Origin of the sequence: Lewinella sp. LCG006 (genome assembly GCF_040784935.1) — a bacterium.
In the GTDB taxonomy this organism is placed as follows: Bacteria; Bacteroidota; Bacteroidia; order Chitinophagales; family Saprospiraceae; genus Lewinella.
Genome location: NZ_CP160680.1, coordinates 646,613 through 665,012 on the forward strand (window position 1 = coordinate 646,613; position 18,400 = coordinate 665,012).

The following is an 18,400-nucleotide window of genomic DNA, read 5'->3' on the forward strand; positions in this document are numbered from 1 at the left end:
AGTCAGCGTGACTATTGTCCAAAAAACAATCTAGTGCCCTGTCTTTTTATCAACAGGGTACTAGACTGCTGGCTATCACTTATCTGGATTTAACCATTTTTATCACTTGCAGTACTTCACCGCGTTCGTTGGCTACCCGTAGGTAGTACAAGCCCGCAGGGTAAGCACTAGCATCCCATTGACGCTGGTAGATGCCTTCAGCAGCACCTTCACTCCAACGCTCGATCGTATGACCAGCAACGTCCATCACATCCATGGTCAGCTGGCTTGGTGTTGCCAGATCCAACTGTATGGTGGTGTTGGTACGGAACGGATTCGGGTAGTTACCTGCCTGGCGAACGACTGTAGGTTGGAGATCCAACTGTGGTGCCTGGCTCAGTGGTGCAATGTTCAACTGCATGGTATTGTCTGCTACTTCCCCCGCACAAGCATCATCCCCGGCAAAGGGTAAGGCCAGGTAAGGGAAGCTCTTGTTGAACGGCTTATCATTCGCTTCAACACCAGTGGTGTAAGTCAACACTCCTAAAAGGTCATCCGTTACCGGGCTGGCACTTTCACCAGGAATGTAATCGTCGTACCAAAGTCCTATAGCAGCCAGGACAACCCCTGATACCGCTTGCAATTCGATGCGAGTCACATCATCCTCCAGACGGCGCCCGTTGGGGAAACCATCCATATTGGGAATAAACTGTAGATCAGCATTGCCAGCGTAAGTAGGGTCCGTCAGTCCTAGAACCGCTGCTTGTACCAAGCCTAGGGAACTAAAGTTCGGATCATCCCGGGGAGTAGCAGGTACCGCCATGTTGAGGCGCAGCATGTCACCACCCGTAGGCAGGAAGTTATTGATAAAAGGCTTTCCTGCTGCCAAGGGATTACCGTTTTTACCGGTAGCCAATTGGTACGGCGGGAAGTTGGGCACCCCGGTATGGAAGATCGGCCAAAGGTCTACGGAACGAGGCTTACCTGGGCCAGGCAATAAGAGGGTACCAAAGATGGCATCATCCAGTGCAGTACCGGCGACGGCATCGCTGCCTTTCAGTGGGAACAGACCATCTTGTCCGTTGCCAAAGTCAAAGGTACCTAAAGAATTCCGTTGGATACGTAGTGGTGCAAAACCAGGTACGGCTCCACCAAACAGATCATCATCCATGTACAAGCCCAATTCAGGGTTGTAGAAATACTGATCCAGCAAGGTATCTTGCAATTCCTGGTAAGGCGTAAGGCTGTTCCAGTAATCCTTCATGCCTACAGGAATGACGGCTTCGTTGGTCAGCGGCATACCCAGGCGAGAAACCTGTACCCACTCTCCGCTGTGTACTTCTCCGCCAGGCGTAAGCGTGCGGATAGAACGACGGCTGGCTGATGCCCAAACACCAATCACGAAGTTGGGATCCAGAATGCTGGTTGGCCCTGAAGTACCACGTGGTACCAGGTAACGAATAGGAATTTCCATCACGATTGCGCTGGTATTCATACAAGCCAGGCCATCCTGAGCTTGGCCATTCTGACGTGGTGCATCACCAAGGTCAAAGATACCTGCCAAGTCTACAAAAAATGGATCATCCATGGGGCCAGCAAAAACACGCTCTCCTGTGATCGCATTGCGGCGAGCCAATCTCACCTGACGCTCGTAAGTAGAGTTCATCCCCACTGCTGATTCAATAGAACGCTCACCAATATTAGGTGGAGGTACTGGGCCACCACGAAGGATGGTCACGAAGGATGCTCCGCCGTTTTGGCTACGTTCCAGGTTGTAGCGGGTACGTAGGTTTTGTTGACCTAAACGAATATTGAAAAAAGTGGAAGGATCTTCATTTTCCTTATAAAAGGTAAAACGGTAGATGATATCGTCGCCAGTAGTGCTGGGATCATTATCAATATGTATTTCGTAGCGAATATTTTCGCCAAACTGGTAGTAATTGGGGCCACCCTGCGGCAACTGCATAGGTACGTAAGTAGCCACAAAGACAATACTATTGCGGTTGACAGGGCTACGGAAGGCGTACAAATCGACGTTGTCCGCCAGGGGATCGTCAGCAATCATTGGTGCTTCGCGGTGCGACGAAGCTTGCAAGCTGGAGCTGCTACCCCACACTAGGAGCAGGCACAACACCCAGGCCAGCTGAGTAAATTTATTGAGAAACATAATTATTATTTTATAGTTGAATAGTACCCTTTCGGAAACTACTGTTGTTGTTAAAAATGGTCAGTGCTTACTCCAACTCGGTTCCAGCCCAAGGGGCAGCGATGTATGGGAAAGTAGCGCTAAATGGCTTGTCATTCTGCTCCACACCCGTGCTGTAAGTCAGTACGTTCACCAAGTCCTGGGTTACCGGATTGGCACCTCCAGCGGTGTAATCATCGTACCATAAACCAACGGCTGCGAGTACAATACCACTCACGGCTTGCAACTCGATACGGGTGACATCATCCTCCAGGCGACGGCCATTGGGGAAACCATCCATATTGGGAATAAACTCTAGGTCGGCAGTAGAAGCGTAGGTAGGATCTGTCAATCCAAGAACGGCTGCTTGTACCAATCCGAGTGAGCTGAAAGCGGGATCGTTGCGATCGGTTACAGGCACGGCCATGTTCAGGCGCAGCATGTCACCACCATTGGGCAAAAAGTTGTTGATGAAGGGCTTACCTGCTGCCAATGGGTTACCATTTTTGCCGGTAGCCAGTTGGTAAGGCGGAAAGTTGGGTGCTCCCGTGTGGAAGATGGGCCAAAGGTCGACCGAACGTGGCAAGCCTGGGCCAGGCAGGAGGAGGGTACCAAAGATGGCATCATCCAGTGCGGTGCCAGCTACAGCAGCAGATCCTTTCAAAGCATACAGACCATCCTGGCCATTGCCAAAATCAAAGCCTTGCAAAGAATTGCGCTGGATGCGCAAAGCTGCAAAAGCAGGTACTGCACCACCAAACTGGTCGTCGTCCATATAGAGCGACAGCTCAGGGTTGTAGAAAAATCCATCCAGTGAAGTATCAGCAAGTTCATCGTAAGGCGTCAGTCCGTTCCAGTAGTCTTTCATGCCGATGGGGATCACTACTTCGTTGGTCAGCGGCATTCCCAGGCGCGAAACCTGAACCCAGTCGCCAGAAGTAGTAGAAGCACCATCAAAGCCCAGCGTACGTACCGCTTGACGGCTGGCTGATGCCCAAACACCAATCACGTAATCACCATCCAGGATATTGGCCGGTGTAGCCGCTGCACCTTCTTTCAAGAGGAAGCTGATCGGAATTTTAAGGGCCAGGGTATGCACATTGTAACGGGCCAATCCATCACGGTTTTCTCCATTCTGACGAGGAGAATTTCCCAGGTCAAAAATACCACCCAAGTCCACGAAGAAAGGATCATCCACAGGGCCCGCAAATACGGTTTCGCCCGTGCTGCTGTTCGTGATCGCATTTTGCATCAATTGTGCATACGTAGTATTCAAACCAACGCCACTCTCGATGCTACGAGGACCGATGTAGTTGGGAGGAACGATACCGTTGGAAACGATGGTTTCAAAGGAATCGCCGCCATCTACACTACGCTCCAGCGTATAAGTTGTTTTGAGGTTTTGTGCCCCCAGACGGATATTGAAGAAAGTAGTAGGATCTTCGTTGGTCCGCTGAAAAGTAAAGCGATAAACAATTTCATCCCCAGGGATAGCAGCATCGTTGTCGATGTGAATTTCATAACGAATGTTTTCCCCGAAGGTGTAGTAGTTGGGGCCACCATAAGGAAGTTCGGCGGGAATGTAATTGGCAATGATCGTGATGGTATTCGGATCATCGGGGCTACGGAAAGCGTAGAGGTCCGTATTGTCCGCTAATGGATCATTCGCGATGAGCGGTGCTTCCCGGTGGCTGGAAGCCATGACCGGTTGTACTACCCACAGCATCATAAAGAGTGCACCTAAGAAAGTGCCTAATTTGGTTCTCATAACACATTTGGTTTAAATTAAAAGATTTAGTTTCCTGGTTTTCAGTCATCAAAGAGCTGCCAGCCCTTCACCGTTACAGATGAAAGGATATAAGAGCTGGCAGATTCGAATTTTGGGAGGTTAATAGAGTTCCCTGGTGTTGTTAAATACTGTCAAACAATGCTCAGTGGGATAAGACTTGGAAAGTGTTTGTTCAGTCGTTATATAAGTACCTACGAGAGGGCGGTTGTAAGTGGATGTTTTTTGGGGTTTTTATTTTAAAAAAACTAAAATTCAATCTCAGCGAAAGCTACCGGGCCAATTTCAAAGGCTGCACCCGCCAGTTCCTCTTTCGTAAAACCTTGTATTTCTTCATGGTAGGGGAAAATTTCCCGCAAGTGCATCATGGCTACTGGTTCGAAAGTCTTTTGCCAAACATGCTGCATGGCGACTTCCTGTGCAGCGGTAACTGAACCGTTGCGATAATAAGCATAGGCCAGTAAATCGTAGGTTTCGGGAGTGGGGCGTTCTCTTACTTCGGCCAAGGCCAGTACTAATGCATTTTGTTTGCGTGTTTTTTCCAGTTCCAATTCACAGATAGGAATTCGGTACATGTGCCCGTAGGCGGGTACTTTTGTCGTTAGCCGAAAAGTTTCCTCTTCGTCGGTGGCGCAAGCTTGGTTGCCCTCGTAGGCATAGATTTCTGCGAGAAGTAGATGTAAATCCGGGCTATCGTTATGGCGCATAATCTGGTGCACCATTTCTCTTGCTAGGCGAGGATTATCGTCATGGGCATAAGCCATCCAGGCTAAGCCTTTGTACACATACCAGTTGCCAGGATCAAGGGCTAAGGTCATCCGATAGTGTTCATAAGCCTTCTCTACTTCACCTTGGTGACCATAAAAATCAGCTAAATTAGCGTACAACCATATTGCCTGGGTTTTGTCGGTTAGCGGGTCAAGGTTTTCCTTAGCCTCTTCCAAGCGGGCGATTGCGAAAGCAAGATTACCTTTATGGTCTTCCCATTTTGCTTTTCGGATCAGGTAGTTAAAACCACCTTTGGTATATATTTTTTGTAAGAGCCTTTCCGCTTCCTCGTACTGGCCCAGTTCCATCTTTACATCAAATAAAAGATAAGTGCTCGTCATTTGGTTATCACTCCGGCCCATGGCTTCTTCGGCCAGGAGGAGTGCTTCTTGAAAGCGGTGTTGGCTAATGTAATTTCGTGCCAGTGCGCGAAGGAAAGTAGTGCGCTGAAGGGAAGCCGCTGCCAAACCATTGGTCAGCAAATCTTCCGCTTCTTTAAGATCATCGATGCGGGCAAAAGCGTTGAAACGAGCTTCATAGGCGTTTGCCAACTGAAGGGCAAAAGTAAGCTGCTCGGGACTGTTCTCTAATTTTGCCGACCAGAAAGCTATTTCCTGATCGTAGTACGCTGCCCGGTAGGTAGGCTGATAAAGTTGATTGATTGCTGTAGCCTGTACCAGAGGAGCCTCGCTTGAGGTAGAAAAAAAGGAGAGTATGCCCTTGAGACTCAGGGCCAAGAGTAAGGTAAGCATGGTGCGTGGCTTGAAGTGGAGAAAAAAGGAGAGAAAGTCTTTCGCCCCTGCTTTGGTGTTTTACCAAGCAGGAGCAAAAGATCAAAAACTGTTTGGGTTAAACGCTATCACCTACCAAGGGCTAGCCAGGTAAGGAAAGCTGGTAGAGAATGCCTTGTCATTGGCATCAACATTATCAGAAGTAAGACCAGGATTAGCCGTTCCGTCAGGACCACCAAAGATGAGTAGCAATTCTACGTCGATTACATCATCAGCCAAGGCACGACCAGTCAGTACGTTGGTACCGTCGAAGAAAGTTGTTGGCTTATCGGTGGCAACAGAAAGTACATCCGTTGCTAAAACAGAGGTGAACGTTGTTGCATCTAGTCCGAGTGCATTGGTGGTATAACCAGCGTTTAGGGCCAGCAAGCGCGCTTCAAAAGCACTCGCAAAAGCAGCTCCCATCGCGCTAGGAGTCGTCTCATTGAATTCGTCTTTACGGCTTTCGCTTACGAATACGGTATTGATGGCAGGACGGCCCTTTTGATCGGCCTGGTCATATACGCCGGTGAAGTCGAAGTCGTCATCCATCATTTCATCATCATCACAAGAAGAGAAAGCGAATACACAGAGCAACAGCATGGTGAGCGTTGCGAAAAATTTATTGGAAAAAGTCATGGTTGTTAATTTAAATAGTCTTGAAAAAGGTTGGGTTTACGAAAGGGCACTAATTAGCGCTTCAGTTTGGTCTCTACCCAAGTGTTCAATGTAGCGGCGTTTCCTAATTGAGACTTAGGAACTTCAACAACTACCGCCAGCACGTTGGTACCCGCAAAGGTGTCGGTACCAGGGTTGCTAAAACCAGTGGCCGTACCACCCAGAATAGCAGAATATGCACCTAGATCGAAAAAGAAGGGATCATCACGAGGGCCAGCGAATACCGTTACACCGTTGTTAGTAGCCGTTTTCATGGTTTCTCCATAAACGGTGATCTCGGTTTCTACGCGGTTAGCATCCGACATGATGGAGCTTTCTGTCCCCTTCATAGAAGGAGCTACTGGGCCAAAAACGATCATCTTACCATCGCGAGCAATGGCCTGAATCACGAGGTCTTCTACGTTATCGCCATCATTATCGATATTGAATTCGATGAGGGTGTTTTCGTCAAAGGCCGCATTGGCCGTTGCACCAGGAGATAAAAGACCTTGTACAGTAGCGACAAAAACAAGGTTGTCGTTATTGTTAGGATTTTGGAAAGCGAAGTAATCCGCAATGTCCTGTCCGGTATTGGTCACCTTAGGTGCGTCAATGTGATCGGCAGAAAGAAATAATACGAAACCCACTGCCATGGAGGCCAAAGTGAGTAGGGTGATTTTGAACTTAGTCATCATCTTGATTGAAATCATTTGGTTTGAAAATAGTGTACGTGCTTTACTGTTGCACATTCACTACTACCTACGAGACCTGATGATGAGCTGGATGTTTTTGGACGAAAGTTTTTTAAAAAACAACTACACCCTGCTATTTTCAGCGTCACCAAACCACTTTGCGGGTGCATAAAAGGTACCGCCGGGAATAATAGAAGCTAAGAGCGCCAAGCCGGTTACCTTCCAAGACCACTTGAAAAGATAGGCACACTGCAACACCAATACGATGTACAAGAGAAATAGAAAACCATGCGCCATGCCTACCACTTTATTAGGGCCGGTGATATCCATCATGTATTTCATTGGCATGGTAAGAGCAAAGAGCAGATAACTGATCCCTTCAGCAATAGCGATAAGGCGAAGGCGACCAAGAGGGGTGGATAAGATCATAATTACAGATAAAATGAATGGACAATTATACCGATGAACACCTAAAAATGATCATCGTTAAACCAGAAGCCGAAAGTTTACTAATCTAAATAGCAATCAATTCAAGCGCGAATATATATATTGGTGGTTTGTTGAGCAGAGAGAGTAGCAGATTATCGGCATAAATGACAGAAAAGTGTTGCTCCCTCCCTAAATAAATAGACAATAATTGACAAAACTTAATACACAATGCAACTCATAACCTTTTTAGGGTTTACAATTTTGGTAGGCGTAATTGCCTATTACGCAACACGAAAGACAGACGAAACCTCAGCCGATGGCTATTTTCTTGGCGGGAGGAGCCTAACGGCAGTCGTAATTGCTGGTTCTTTGTTGTTAACCAATTTATCGACAGAACAAATTATTGGTCTGAATGGTCAGGCTTATACCGAAGGTCTTTTGGTCATGGCCTGGGAAACCCTAGCCGCCATTGCGATGGTTGTAACGGCTATTTTTTTATTGCCTCGCTATCTGAAAGGTGGTCTTACAACGATTCCGCAATTTCTATTCAATCGTTATGACAAAACGACCAAGACCATTGCTTCGGCCTTGTTCCTGTCTGGTTATGTGGTGGTTTTACTACCCATTGTTTTGTATTCTGGCGCCGTAGCCTTCAGCTCGATGTTTGATTTACCGGAGGTTTTGGGTATTTCCAGAATCCAATCGATCTGGGCTTGTGTATGGGGCATTGGAATTATTGGTTCTATTTATGCCATTTTTGGAGGATTAAAAGCTGTAGCCGTCTCCGATACGGTAAATGCGGTGGGGCTTTTAATTGGTGGAATAATGATTCCATTTTTTGGCTTGGCCTATATTGGTGACGGAAGTGTCGCTGCTGGTTTTTCAGAATTAATAAATAGTAATCCCGACAAATTCAACTCCATTGGAGATGCGGCGGCTACGGTTCCTTTTGCGACCATCTTTACCGGAATGATGCTGGTTCAGGTCTTTTATTGGGGTACCAACCAAGCAATTATTCAACGTGCCTTAGGAGCCAAGAACTTAGAAGAAGGGCAGAAAGGCTTGATTTTGGCGAGTTTCGTAAAAATTCTGGGACCACTCATTTTGGTGATACCCGGAATTATCGCTTTTCATATTTTTGGCGATACGCTGGCAAAACCAGATGAGGCTTATCCTCGGTTAGTAAGTGAAGTGTTACCCGCTGCTTTGGTAGGCTTCTTTGCCGCCGTCTTGTTTGGTGCCATCTTGAGTTCCTTCAACAGTGCCTTGAACAGCTCCGTAACCCTTTTCGGACTGGATATTTATAAAGAATACTTTAAGAAAGACGCCACGGAACACCAGGTGGTAAAAGCCGGGAAAATGTTTGGCATATTGCTGGCCGTGCTAGCCATGTTTATTGCGCCACTGATTGACAATGCCCCAGATGGTTTATTCGGGTATCTACAAGAAGTCAACGGTTGTTACAGCATCCCTATCCTTACCATTATCATCGTGGGTTATCTAACGAAAAGAGTACCTGCAATTGCGGCAAAGATTGGTATTCTATCGGGTGTAATTCTCTACTCTATCAGCCAGTTTATTCTAAAGCCTCAGTTGGTACAAAAAGCCGTTGCTAGTGCCGAAGCGGCAGGTATCACAGGAAAAGAGCTGGCCTATGTAGAAGCGGGTGCATATCCCCACTTCCTACACGTTATGGCCATTTTATTTGTGCTTAATATCCTGATCATGCTGACCATTGGTCGTTTCTACCCAAGAACGGTAAACTACCAATTGGAATACACCAATCAGGTTGATATTACCCCTTGGAAATATGTCAACCAGGTAGGAATAGCAATATGTCTTATTGTATTGTTGATTTACCTCTACTTTTCGCCTTTAATGGCGTAAAATAGCTTTAAGTCTTTCCTGAAAAACAAATCCGTTCCTGCATGTCTGCAAGAACGGATTTGTTTTATCTGACTGAGCTAGCAGTTGCTTAAACTGCATTGTATAAAATATGAGGGTATTATGAAGTTGACATTACATTAATCCCTTTTGATTGAGACTTTGGCCTATCGCTGTATCGTTATAGCAATTAATACTGATGATCTATGGGAAATAAATTACCAGCAAAAAACCTAGATGAACAACGCTATCGCGCGTTAATTGACAATACACCAGAAGTAGTGATCATCTTTGATGTTGAATTGGGTCGATTTATCGAAGCCAATAAAGCTGCTTTGACTTTACTTAAATTTTCTCGGGAAGAATTTCTCCAACTAGGTCCATCAGATATTAGTCTTAAACATTACCAGGGAGTACCCGCTGCTGCTAAAATCGAGGTGTATATCCAACAAGCCTTGAATGGTGGCAACCCTTCCTTTGAATGGATTCACCTTGATCGTGATGGTCAGAAAATTCCTTGTGAAATTCGTTTGATTCGATTCCCGCCCTATGACCGCCCCATCGTTCGAGCCAGTATCATTGATTTAACAGAGAAAAAAAGAATAAAACGAGCACTGATAGAAAGTGAAGAACGGCTTAAGCTTGCCTTAAAAGCAGCAGGCTTGGGGTGCTTTGATTGGAGCCCCATGGAAAACCTGACACACTGGGACAAGCGTATGCACGATTTATTTGGCCTAGATCCCTCCGACCCAATTGATAGGAGTATCTTCTTTTTCCAGTCTATCCATCAGGATGATAGAGAGTGGCTTCAAGAACGGTTTAAAACAATGCTAGCTCAAGGAAGTGACATGAACACCTTCGAGAGCAAGTTTCGAATAATAAGAAATGGCAATACTGCACATATGGTATCTGCCGGAATCATCATGCGTACTACTACTGGTGAAGTTCAACGGCTCATCGGAACGATGCAAGATGTGACCGAGCGGGTATCAATCAATGAACAATTAAAGAACCAAGCTACTCTTCTTAATATAGTATCTGATGCGATCATTATTACAGACACGAAGTATGCTGTCCTCTACTGGAACAAAGCAGCCGAAAAAATGTACGGATGGACAGCGGAAGAAGTAATTGGTCAACCGTTGCGAAAAGTACTCGCTACAAAATATCCCGACAGTGAGAAAGAGGAGGATATTGCTGCCATTTTCACCAAAGAAGGAACCTGGAATGGAGAGGTTATCCAGACCAATAGACAAGGTAAAGAGCTTTCAGTCTTAGCTTCCATCACTGCGCTGAAAAATGAATACGGAGAAATAACCGGGGCCATTGGCGTCAATCGTGATATTACCCAACGTAAAGAAGCTGAACAAACTTTAAAAGATCGAGAAGAACGGTTTCGCACGGTATTTAATCAGCAGTTTCAGATCATGGTGCTCCTCTCGCCAGAAGGGCGCGTTATCGAAATAAATGATTTACCGTTTAAGATCGGCGGGGCACAGGAAGATTATATTGGTGCCTATATTTGGGAAACGCCTGCTTGGGTAAAACTCCCTGAATGGCAAACGATTATTAAAGCCCAAGTCTTTAAAGCAGGCCAAATCCAGGAGACGCTAATTGCCGAAGATGCCTACATGAACACCAAGGGAGAACTGCGCTGGGCTGATGCCGCTTATACTGCAATTCGTAACGAAAATGGGGAAGTTAGATACATCTTGGTACAGGCGTCGGACATCACGGAACGAAAACAAACGCAAGCCAAACTCGCCCAAACCCAGCAAGCACTTTCAGAATTAACGAATCGGTTCCAAATCTCTACGCAGGCCGCCAAAATAGGGATTTGGGATTGGAATGTACAGGATGACCTCTTGCTCTGGGACGAAACCATGCAAGAGATTTACGGTATTTCTAGCCATGAACGTTCCATTCAAATAAAAGATTGGCAAGAATATGTGCATCCTGATGATGTAGCTATTTTCCAGGAAATGATCCAATTGCATTCGCTTGGGCAAAAAAAACTGCTCAACACAGCCTTCCGAATTCAACGTACGGATGGGGCTATTCGTAATATCAAAGCTGTTGGTAGTATTCAACGTAATGAACAGGGGAGCGTCGTCCGAATTATTGGCACCAACTGGGATATTACCCAAGAAAAAGAAGCAGAACAAGAGCGAATTCGCTCTCGTCAATTGGAAGCCCGCAACAAAGAACTTGAACAGTTTGCCTACGTCGCCTCCCACGATTTACAAGAACCCCTCCGCACTGTTATCAGCTTTGTGGGCTTACTCAAACGTGGCTATCAAGATAAATTAGATGAACGGGGCAATGAGTATCTTAAGTTTGTGGTTGATGCATCCGTTCGTATGAGCCAATTGATCAAAGGTTTGCTGGAATATTCCCGAATCGGCTCCAATCGTCAACTTACACAGGTGGATATTAATGATTTGATTCAAAATATTCTCGACGACTTATCTGCGCAAATTAACCAGACCAAAGCTGATATTACTGTTTACCCGATGCCTAACATCATGGGCTATAAAACGGAGCTAAGATTGTTATTCCAAAACCTTATCTCCAATGCTATCAAGTTCCGTAAAACGGACCAGTCTCCCATTATTCAGATAGGTGTAATAGATGAAAAAAGTCACTGGCATTTTAGCGTAAAAGACCAAGGTATTGGTGTAGATCCAGTGTTCAAGGAACAGATATTTTCCTTGTTTCAACGACTACACGGCATAGAAAAATACGAAGGTACGGGCATTGGCCTGGCGCATTGCCAAAAAATTGTCGAACTACACGGAGGAAAAATAGGAGTAGATTCACAACTTCATCAGGGAAGTACCTTCCATTTCAGTATTTCCAAATCCATAAAAGCACTCGATTAATCTTCGTAGTTGGACGGAAATGCCGAGGGCATAAACCTATTTTCTCCATCCCTTATTGGGATGAGCCGAAGAATAATCATGCCTTAGGCATAATTCTGGCGTTCGGCTTTTACTTAACCCGCTTTCTTCCAAAAAATTAAGCCAGCGATCACACCAACCACTCCAAGGCCGAAAAATATATAAGCCTGTTGGGTGACCTCCTTGTCACTGGCAGAAATATCCAAGCCCAGGATACTTATGTCCGCAGTAGCATCTTGATACAATTGAAAACCGTAGACGCCAGCAGCTATACCTGCCAACAACAATATCAAACCGATCAGCTTATTCATCTTTGGTATATTTTGGGCCAAATTAAGGCATTTTCACTGATTTTCTGACAGTGCTTCTTGAATTCTATCCCGACTGCAGTGTTTGGGTAAGGCGCATAACGAAGTGGAGTCACTTCTCGAGTAATAGCGTTCCAGGAGAGGAGCGTTTAATCAGTAAAACAGCATTCTATTTTTACAGAATACTTATAAACAAAAAAGCCGATCATTTTCATGATCGGCTTGGTGGAGAATACCGGAGTCGAACCGGTGACCTCTTGCATGCCATGCAAGCGCTCTAGCCAGCTGAGCTAATCCCCCTTGTTTGTTAATTTATCAGCACTTTTCTGATAAAGCGTTTAACGGGAGGCAAATATACACTCTTCTTCGAAAAAGTGCTATTCTAGCAGAAAATTTATTTTGCATAGACTTCTTTCCTCGCCACTATCTGCCCAATAATAATCTCCCCATGATCGCGGGTATTTTCGATGAAAAGCTTACTCGTTCTTCTTCCCGCACAGAGGACGCCAGCGATATAGACACCGGGCAGCGGGGTCTCCAGGGTTTCCTCATCATGCAAGGGCAAGGCAGCGGCATCTTCCGAAATGGGTAAACCCAAGGCTGCTAAAAGCGCGTAGTTGGGCTCATAGCCTGTCATGGCCAGGACGAAATCATTAGGAATTGTGAATTTTCCTTCAGGCCCTTCCAAGTCGACGCGATCAGGATATATGGCCTTTACTTCGGTATTGAAGTGCGCCTGGATACTTCCTTCGGCAATGCGGTTTTCAATATTCGGTTTGATCCAATATTTCACCTTGGGGTACAGCTCGTGCTGACGAATTGCCATGGTCACTTCCGCTCCTTTTTGGTAGGTTTCCAGGGCTACATCACAAGCCGAGTTGGCTGCCCCGATCACCAACACCCGCTGCCCCACGTAGGGGTGAGCATCATCATAGTAGTGTTTCACTTTCGGTAAATCTTCTCCGGGTACATGGAGCATTCGGGGAGTATCATAAAAACCGGTTGCAACCACTACATGAGCGGCTGTATAGGTCGCCTTGCTGGTCTGGATTTCGTACGCTTTCTCCCCTACCCTGCGCATACTCACTACGGGCTCGTAGAGTTTCACCTTTAGCTTGTAAGATTGTTGCAGGCGACGATAATATTCCAATGCTTCTTTGCGGGTAGGCTTATCCGTGTGGGAAATGAAGGGTGTTTCCCCAATTTCCAGTTTTTGAGAAGTTGAAAAGAAGGTCATATTCACCGGAAACTGGTAGATCGAATTCACCAAGACTCCTTTTTCCAGCACTACATAGCTGAGCCCTGCCTTCTCTGCGGTCAGTGCAACATTGAGGCCGGTGGGCCCACCACCGATAATCACTAAATCGTACATAATTGATAAGCTTCGCGTGTCTTGTTGCAACAACGGCTAAGCAGTGATGGTTTTATCACCCCCATAAAAGCACCCTGCGAAAAATATTGAGTTACCCAAGCAGTTGTTTTTAAGCAGCTCCTTCGCTATCATGAACCAGCAACATGATGCGATGGTATAGTTCTTCTGGCTGGAAGGGTTTTGCTAAATAGTCATTAAATCCAACTTGGTAGCAGCGATCTTCCTCTTGTTTACTATTGCTTGCGGATAGCGCAATAATCGGTACCGAAGAAAAATGACGCATATTCGCACCAGCATCCCACCCGTCCATCACCGGCATTTGCAGATCCATCAAAACAATATCAAAGGCGGTTTCTTTGGCTTTCGCCAAAGCTACCTTCCCATTGTCTGCTACCGCAACCGTTACTTTATCCGACCAGGTCGTGAGTACCTGTTTCGTTGCGATTTGCTGCATTGGATGATCCTCAACCAATAATATGTGAATGTTCTTTTGCGGTACTTTGGGAATATTTGTCGATTGTTGGTTACTCACCTGTAAAGGAATCGTGAGATCGATGATTACTTCTCCTTTTTGGCTACTCACATGTTGGCCAACCTTAAGTTGTTCACACAACCGGAGAAAAACCACTGCCAGCAACTGGTCCCGCCCATCATCCACAGACGATGGCTGCAATAAAGAGAGAATTTCTTCTGCAGTAGCTTCCGTTTCGGCATCTGGCCACACAGGCAGTTCACCGGTATATTCCATCTGAACATGAAGCTGAGAACGTCCTTCTTGCTCATTGTCCAGCGTGCAACGTAGCTTCACAAACGACTCAAAAACGCTGTAAGCAAATGCCAGTTCGATGAGGCAAAAGAACAATTGAGCCAACTTATTAGAATCGCCCTTCACGGTAATCGAAAGGCGGGGATCGATATAGATATCTACCTCGCGATTGTGCTGTTGCCCTTTAAAGGACATCACCCGCTGGATGGACTCCAGGATGTCTAAAGTACGGAAATGTTCCAGTGCGAGCGGTAGGTTGTCATTGGACAAGATGGACAAATTCACCAGGTTACTTAGCGTAAAACTCAGGTCATTGATCGTGGTCTTTAAGTCCTGGACCAGTTTTAATTGTTGTTTGTTCAGATGGGTTTGCTCCAGCAGGTAGAACAGGTGCACAACAGTACTTAGCGGTGTCCGAATATTAAAGCTGATCTGGTTAAACAGCTCTCTGGAGTAGTAAGGATTAGGCTTAACGACTTCCTCCTCCGGTGTTTTGGAAGCATCAGGCATGGCCGTGTTCTCAGATGGTGTAATATCCTGAACACTTCCTAAAAGCAGCACCTTATTGGTTTTTTCATCAAACCGAATACGCGTTCTAAGGCTGAGTATTTTTATGATCCGGTTATCAATCATAATCCGGTGTTCCAGCGGGCCGTACTCTTCATAACGAACAGCCTTCTCAAAGAACGCTTCCACCTGATCGCGATCATCACGATGAACATACCTTAAATAATCAGACAGCGAAGGGGAAAGGCTATGCGGAGGAAGCTGAAAAATCTGGAACAACTCTCCCGACCAGGTCATGGTGTTGCTAACAATATCCATCTCCCAATCTCCCAGAGAAGCCATCTTTTGTAAAGCCTCTAAGCGGCTTTTTTCATCCGAAGCTTTAGTAGCTCTTTCTTCGGCATCGGCTTGCAAGCGAAATCGCTCCAGCGAATAACGAATAGCTTTGATCAGTTGCCGCGATTCAAACTCGCCCTTCACCAAATAATCCTGGGCACCAGCTCTTACCGACTCCGTGCCTTTGCGCTGATCGTTGATACCCGTCATGACGACAACCGGAACCTGAGGTGCTTTTTCAATAAAACGCCTCAAGGTATTGAACCCGTTACTATCCGGTAAATTAAGATCTAGCAACACCAAGTCTACATGGTGCTCCTCAATAATATAGAGACCTTCCGAGAGTGACTCTGCACATCTCAGTTGGTATTTATTCCTTGCCTCTTCCAGATAAATACGAATCATTTCCGTATCCGCCTTGGCATCTTCGATAACAAGTATTGTCAGCATTTCTTTTAATGACCCCGCCATAGAAAAAAAGTTTGTCATTTTACAAAAGGGGACGGGCTTACAGACTAAAACATCTAGGAAGTGCTACCCGGTAAAGTAGCTGTTTCCAGCCAAAAGCGTTGAATACAGCTTATGATTTGAAAGAAATTATCAAAATCCACTGGTTTGTTAATAAAACAATTGGCGTGTAAATCATAACTCGCCAATACATCAGCCGATGCGTTGGAAGTCGTCAGAACAACAACTGGAATACGTAAAAGCTTGTCGTCCTTTTTTATTTTTTCCAAGACTTGCTTGCCTCCCCATTTTGGGAGATTCAAATCCAGGAGAATTAAATCAGGTGTTGGCTTATCTGCATACTCCCGCTCTTTTTGCAAGTAGGCAACAGCTTCTACGCCGTCCATAACTACCTGCAAGTCAATATCTGCACCGGTCTCACGAAAAGCTTCTTGGGTAAGCCGCACATCGCCAGGATTATCTTCAATCAATAATATGCAGTATCGCCGTGATTTTTTATTCATGTGCTGACTGTGTTCTTCTTCAATCTGTAAAAGCCTACCTTCTTTAAGAAGGTTCTCGCTTAAAATTACCACAAAAATAGGATTATCCACCCCCTGTTTTGTATAATCCACCGGATAGTTTAAAAATATTTTCCAATAGTAGGCAAACAATTTGGCTACAAGATCATTAATACTTCGTTTAGCTGTAATGATCGGTGGTGTAGAAGGGAGAGCCTACAGATTTATTCCTTTTGATGAAAAAAAACTATTCTGGTAATCATCTATACCTTTAAACGGGCTTATTTGTTACCAATTTCAAAGGGTTTTTCCCATTTTGCGCACACAATATTCCCCCATCCTATTTGGATACGTCATAACCACTTTCATATTAAGGATTCCCATGCATAGTATCAGTACCCTACAAGCGCTCTTTACAAAATACCTTCACGAAAACCGAGTGCAAAAAGCCCCACAAGCCCTTTATGAACCGTTTAATTACATCATGAACATCGGGGGCAAGCGGATGCGGCCAGTGATGGCGCTATTGGCCTGTTATCTTTTCGATGATGAGGTAGAGAATGCACTTCCGGCGGCCTTAAGCGTGGAAGTATTCCACAATTTCAGCCTTGTCCATGATGATATTATGGATGCGGCTCCTCTGCGCCGGGGGCAAGCTACGGTTCATGATAAATACGGGTTGAATAGCGGAATCCTATCTGGAGACGTAATGCTCATTTTCGCCTACGATTACCTACGGCGAAGCCCTCGCCAGGATGCGCTTAGCGGGCTTTACCAAACGCTCACCGAAGTGGCTATTCAGGTTTGCGAAGGACAACAATACGATATTGATTTTGAAAAAAGGGACGATGTACGGCTAGAGGAATACCTCCAGATGATTGAAATGAAGACGGCCGCATTGTTGGCAGGTAGCCTCAAAATGGGTGCTATCGCTGCGGGAGCTCCCGCGGCTGACCAAGAGCATCTAAGTGAATTTGGCCGACTGACAGGCATAGCTTTCCAAATACAGGATGACTTCCTCGACACCTTCGGCGATCCTGAGAAAGTAGGAAAACGAGTGGGGGGAGATATTATACAAAACAAAAAAACATGCCTCATCATTAAAGCGCTGGAGCTAGCCGACCAGGACACCCGCAAGCAATTGTTGGATCTTTACGCCCAACAGCCCGCAGACGAACAAGGTAAGATTGTTGCCGTCACCAACATATTTAAAGAACTGGGCATACCCGATTTTTTAAGAAACTTACGCAATGATTACCAGCACCGAGCTTATGCCCATCTAGCACAAGTAGATGCCCCTGCCGAGAAAAAGGATTTGCTTTTTGGGCTGGCAGAATCGTTACTGGTAAGAGAATTATAGGGTAGCTTTCATAAAAAAGGAGGTAACCTAAGTGGCCACCCCCTCACACTATGAAACACTATATTTCTTGACTCTTCGATGTTTTTACAAATGAAGAGATAAAGTCACGTTTAATTACGATTGTCAATTAATTCGAGAAAACGGTAGCAAAATAACCGTGAGCGGTATCCTACTGCCTACTTCTTTAACAAAGATATTCACTTATTTAGATAAATCAAATATTAATATTACTTATTTGAGTCCAAAAAAAGCTTCCCGTTCCACCATTCTTTTTCGATAATGGCATCATTTTTTTCGTAAAAACGAACCGCAGGCTCATTCCAATCCAGCACCTGCCACTTCATCAAGCGGCACGCCAATTCTTCGGCTCTGACTTGTAGTGCATCAAACAAACGCTGCCCTAGGCCGGTACGTCGATAGGCATCATTGACCACAAAATCCTCGAGATACAGCATTCGGCCTTTCCAGGTAGAATACGTCAGGTAATACAAGCACATCCCTACTATTTTTTCTTTGTCTTCCGCTACGATGCACTCAAAGACACCCGCTGCGAAATCGCGCTCATAATCTTCCACCGTCGCCGTAAGCGCATCTTCGGCCTTCTCATAAATAGCTAATTCTCTCACTAAATCGTGAACCGCAGCTAAGTCTGCTGCATTTCCTCTACGGATATGAATACTGGACATAAGGTTTTCGTATTTTGTCGAACAATCTATACCAACAAAGTTAGAGC

At 45.5% G+C, this 18,400-nt stretch carries 14 protein-coding genes and 1 tRNA gene; 3 read left to right on the top strand and 12 right to left on the bottom strand.

Annotation, left to right across the window (positions count from 1 at the left end; genetic code table 11):
* Positions 1-79: 79 nt before the first annotated feature.
* The 6 genes from AB0L18_RS02290 to AB0L18_RS02315 form a co-directional block, all read right to left on the bottom strand.
* Complete coding sequence (locus tag AB0L18_RS02290) at positions 80-2,146, bottom strand: DUF4331 family protein (protein ID WP_367390972.1); 2,067 nt, start codon at positions 2,144-2,146, stop codon at positions 80-82.
* Between the two features lie 67 nt (positions 2,147-2,213).
* Entirely contained in the window at positions 2,214-3,932 is a 1,719-nt protein-coding gene (locus AB0L18_RS02295) for a DUF4331 domain-containing protein (protein ID WP_367390973.1), read from the bottom strand.
* Positions 3,933-4,198: 266 nt separating this feature from the next.
* A complete protein-coding gene (locus AB0L18_RS02300; RefSeq protein ID WP_367390974.1) occupies positions 4,199-5,470 on the bottom strand; it encodes a tetratricopeptide repeat protein in 1,272 nt (423 codons plus the stop codon).
* Positions 5,471-5,581: 111 nt separating this feature from the next.
* A complete protein-coding gene (locus AB0L18_RS02305; RefSeq protein ID WP_367390975.1) occupies positions 5,582-6,127 on the bottom strand; it encodes a DUF4331 family protein in 546 nt (181 codons plus the stop codon).
* A gap of 53 nt (positions 6,128-6,180) precedes the next feature.
* Entirely contained in the window at positions 6,181-6,837 is a 657-nt protein-coding gene (locus AB0L18_RS02310; RefSeq protein WP_367393200.1) for a DUF4331 family protein, read from the bottom strand.
* Between the two features lie 123 nt (positions 6,838-6,960).
* Positions 6,961-7,266 carry a DUF3817 domain-containing protein gene (locus tag AB0L18_RS02315; RefSeq protein WP_367390976.1) on the bottom strand — a complete coding sequence of 102 codons (306 nt, stop codon included), beginning with the start codon at positions 7,264-7,266 and terminating at the stop codon, positions 6,961-6,963.
* Between the two features lie 228 nt (positions 7,267-7,494).
* On the opposite strand from AB0L18_RS02315, the gene AB0L18_RS02320 reads away from it, so the two are divergent.
* Both AB0L18_RS02320 and AB0L18_RS02325 read left to right on the top strand, forming a co-directional pair.
* Positions 7,495-9,153 carry a solute:sodium symporter family transporter gene (locus AB0L18_RS02320; RefSeq protein WP_367390977.1) on the top strand — a complete coding sequence of 553 codons (1,659 nt, stop codon included), beginning with the start codon at positions 7,495-7,497 and terminating at the stop codon, positions 9,151-9,153.
* A gap of 203 nt (positions 9,154-9,356) precedes the next feature.
* Positions 9,357-12,032, top strand: a complete 2,676-nt coding sequence (locus tag AB0L18_RS02325) for a PAS domain S-box protein (protein WP_367390978.1) — start codon at positions 9,357-9,359, stop codon at positions 12,030-12,032.
* Between the two features lie 113 nt (positions 12,033-12,145).
* Here the strand turns inward: AB0L18_RS02325 and AB0L18_RS02330 are convergent, their stop codons facing one another.
* The 5 genes from AB0L18_RS02330 to AB0L18_RS02350 form a co-directional block, all read right to left on the bottom strand.
* Complete coding sequence (locus tag AB0L18_RS02330; protein ID WP_367390979.1) at positions 12,146-12,361, bottom strand: hypothetical protein; 216 nt, start codon at positions 12,359-12,361, stop codon at positions 12,146-12,148.
* Between the two features lie 220 nt (positions 12,362-12,581).
* Positions 12,582-12,658 (bottom strand) — tRNA-Ala (locus tag AB0L18_RS02335).
* A 94-nt stretch (positions 12,659-12,752) separates the two neighbouring features.
* The gene (locus AB0L18_RS02340; protein ID WP_367390980.1) at positions 12,753-13,730 is read right to left on the bottom strand and encodes a YpdA family putative bacillithiol disulfide reductase; all 978 of its coding nucleotides are present in this window, start codon (positions 13,728-13,730) and stop codon (positions 12,753-12,755) included.
* A gap of 109 nt (positions 13,731-13,839) precedes the next feature.
* Positions 13,840-15,810 (bottom strand): response regulator, encoded by a 1,971-nt coding sequence (locus tag AB0L18_RS02345; protein WP_367390981.1) that lies wholly within the window; start codon positions 15,808-15,810, stop codon positions 13,840-13,842.
* Between the two features lie 53 nt (positions 15,811-15,863).
* Positions 15,864-16,310 carry a response regulator gene (locus tag AB0L18_RS02350; protein ID WP_367393201.1) on the bottom strand — a complete coding sequence of 149 codons (447 nt, stop codon included), beginning with the start codon at positions 16,308-16,310 and terminating at the stop codon, positions 15,864-15,866.
* Between the two features lie 379 nt (positions 16,311-16,689).
* Here AB0L18_RS02350 and AB0L18_RS02355 point away from each other — a divergent pair, with 379 nt between their 5' ends.
* A complete protein-coding gene (locus AB0L18_RS02355; protein WP_367390982.1) occupies positions 16,690-17,667 on the top strand; it encodes a polyprenyl synthetase family protein in 978 nt (325 codons plus the stop codon).
* Positions 17,668-17,894: 227 nt separating this feature from the next.
* Here AB0L18_RS02355 and AB0L18_RS02360 read toward each other — a convergent pair whose 3' ends face one another.
* A complete protein-coding gene (locus AB0L18_RS02360) occupies positions 17,895-18,353 on the bottom strand; it encodes an N-acetyltransferase family protein (RefSeq protein ID WP_367390983.1) in 459 nt (152 codons plus the stop codon).
* Between the last annotated feature and the right edge of the window lie 47 nt (positions 18,354-18,400).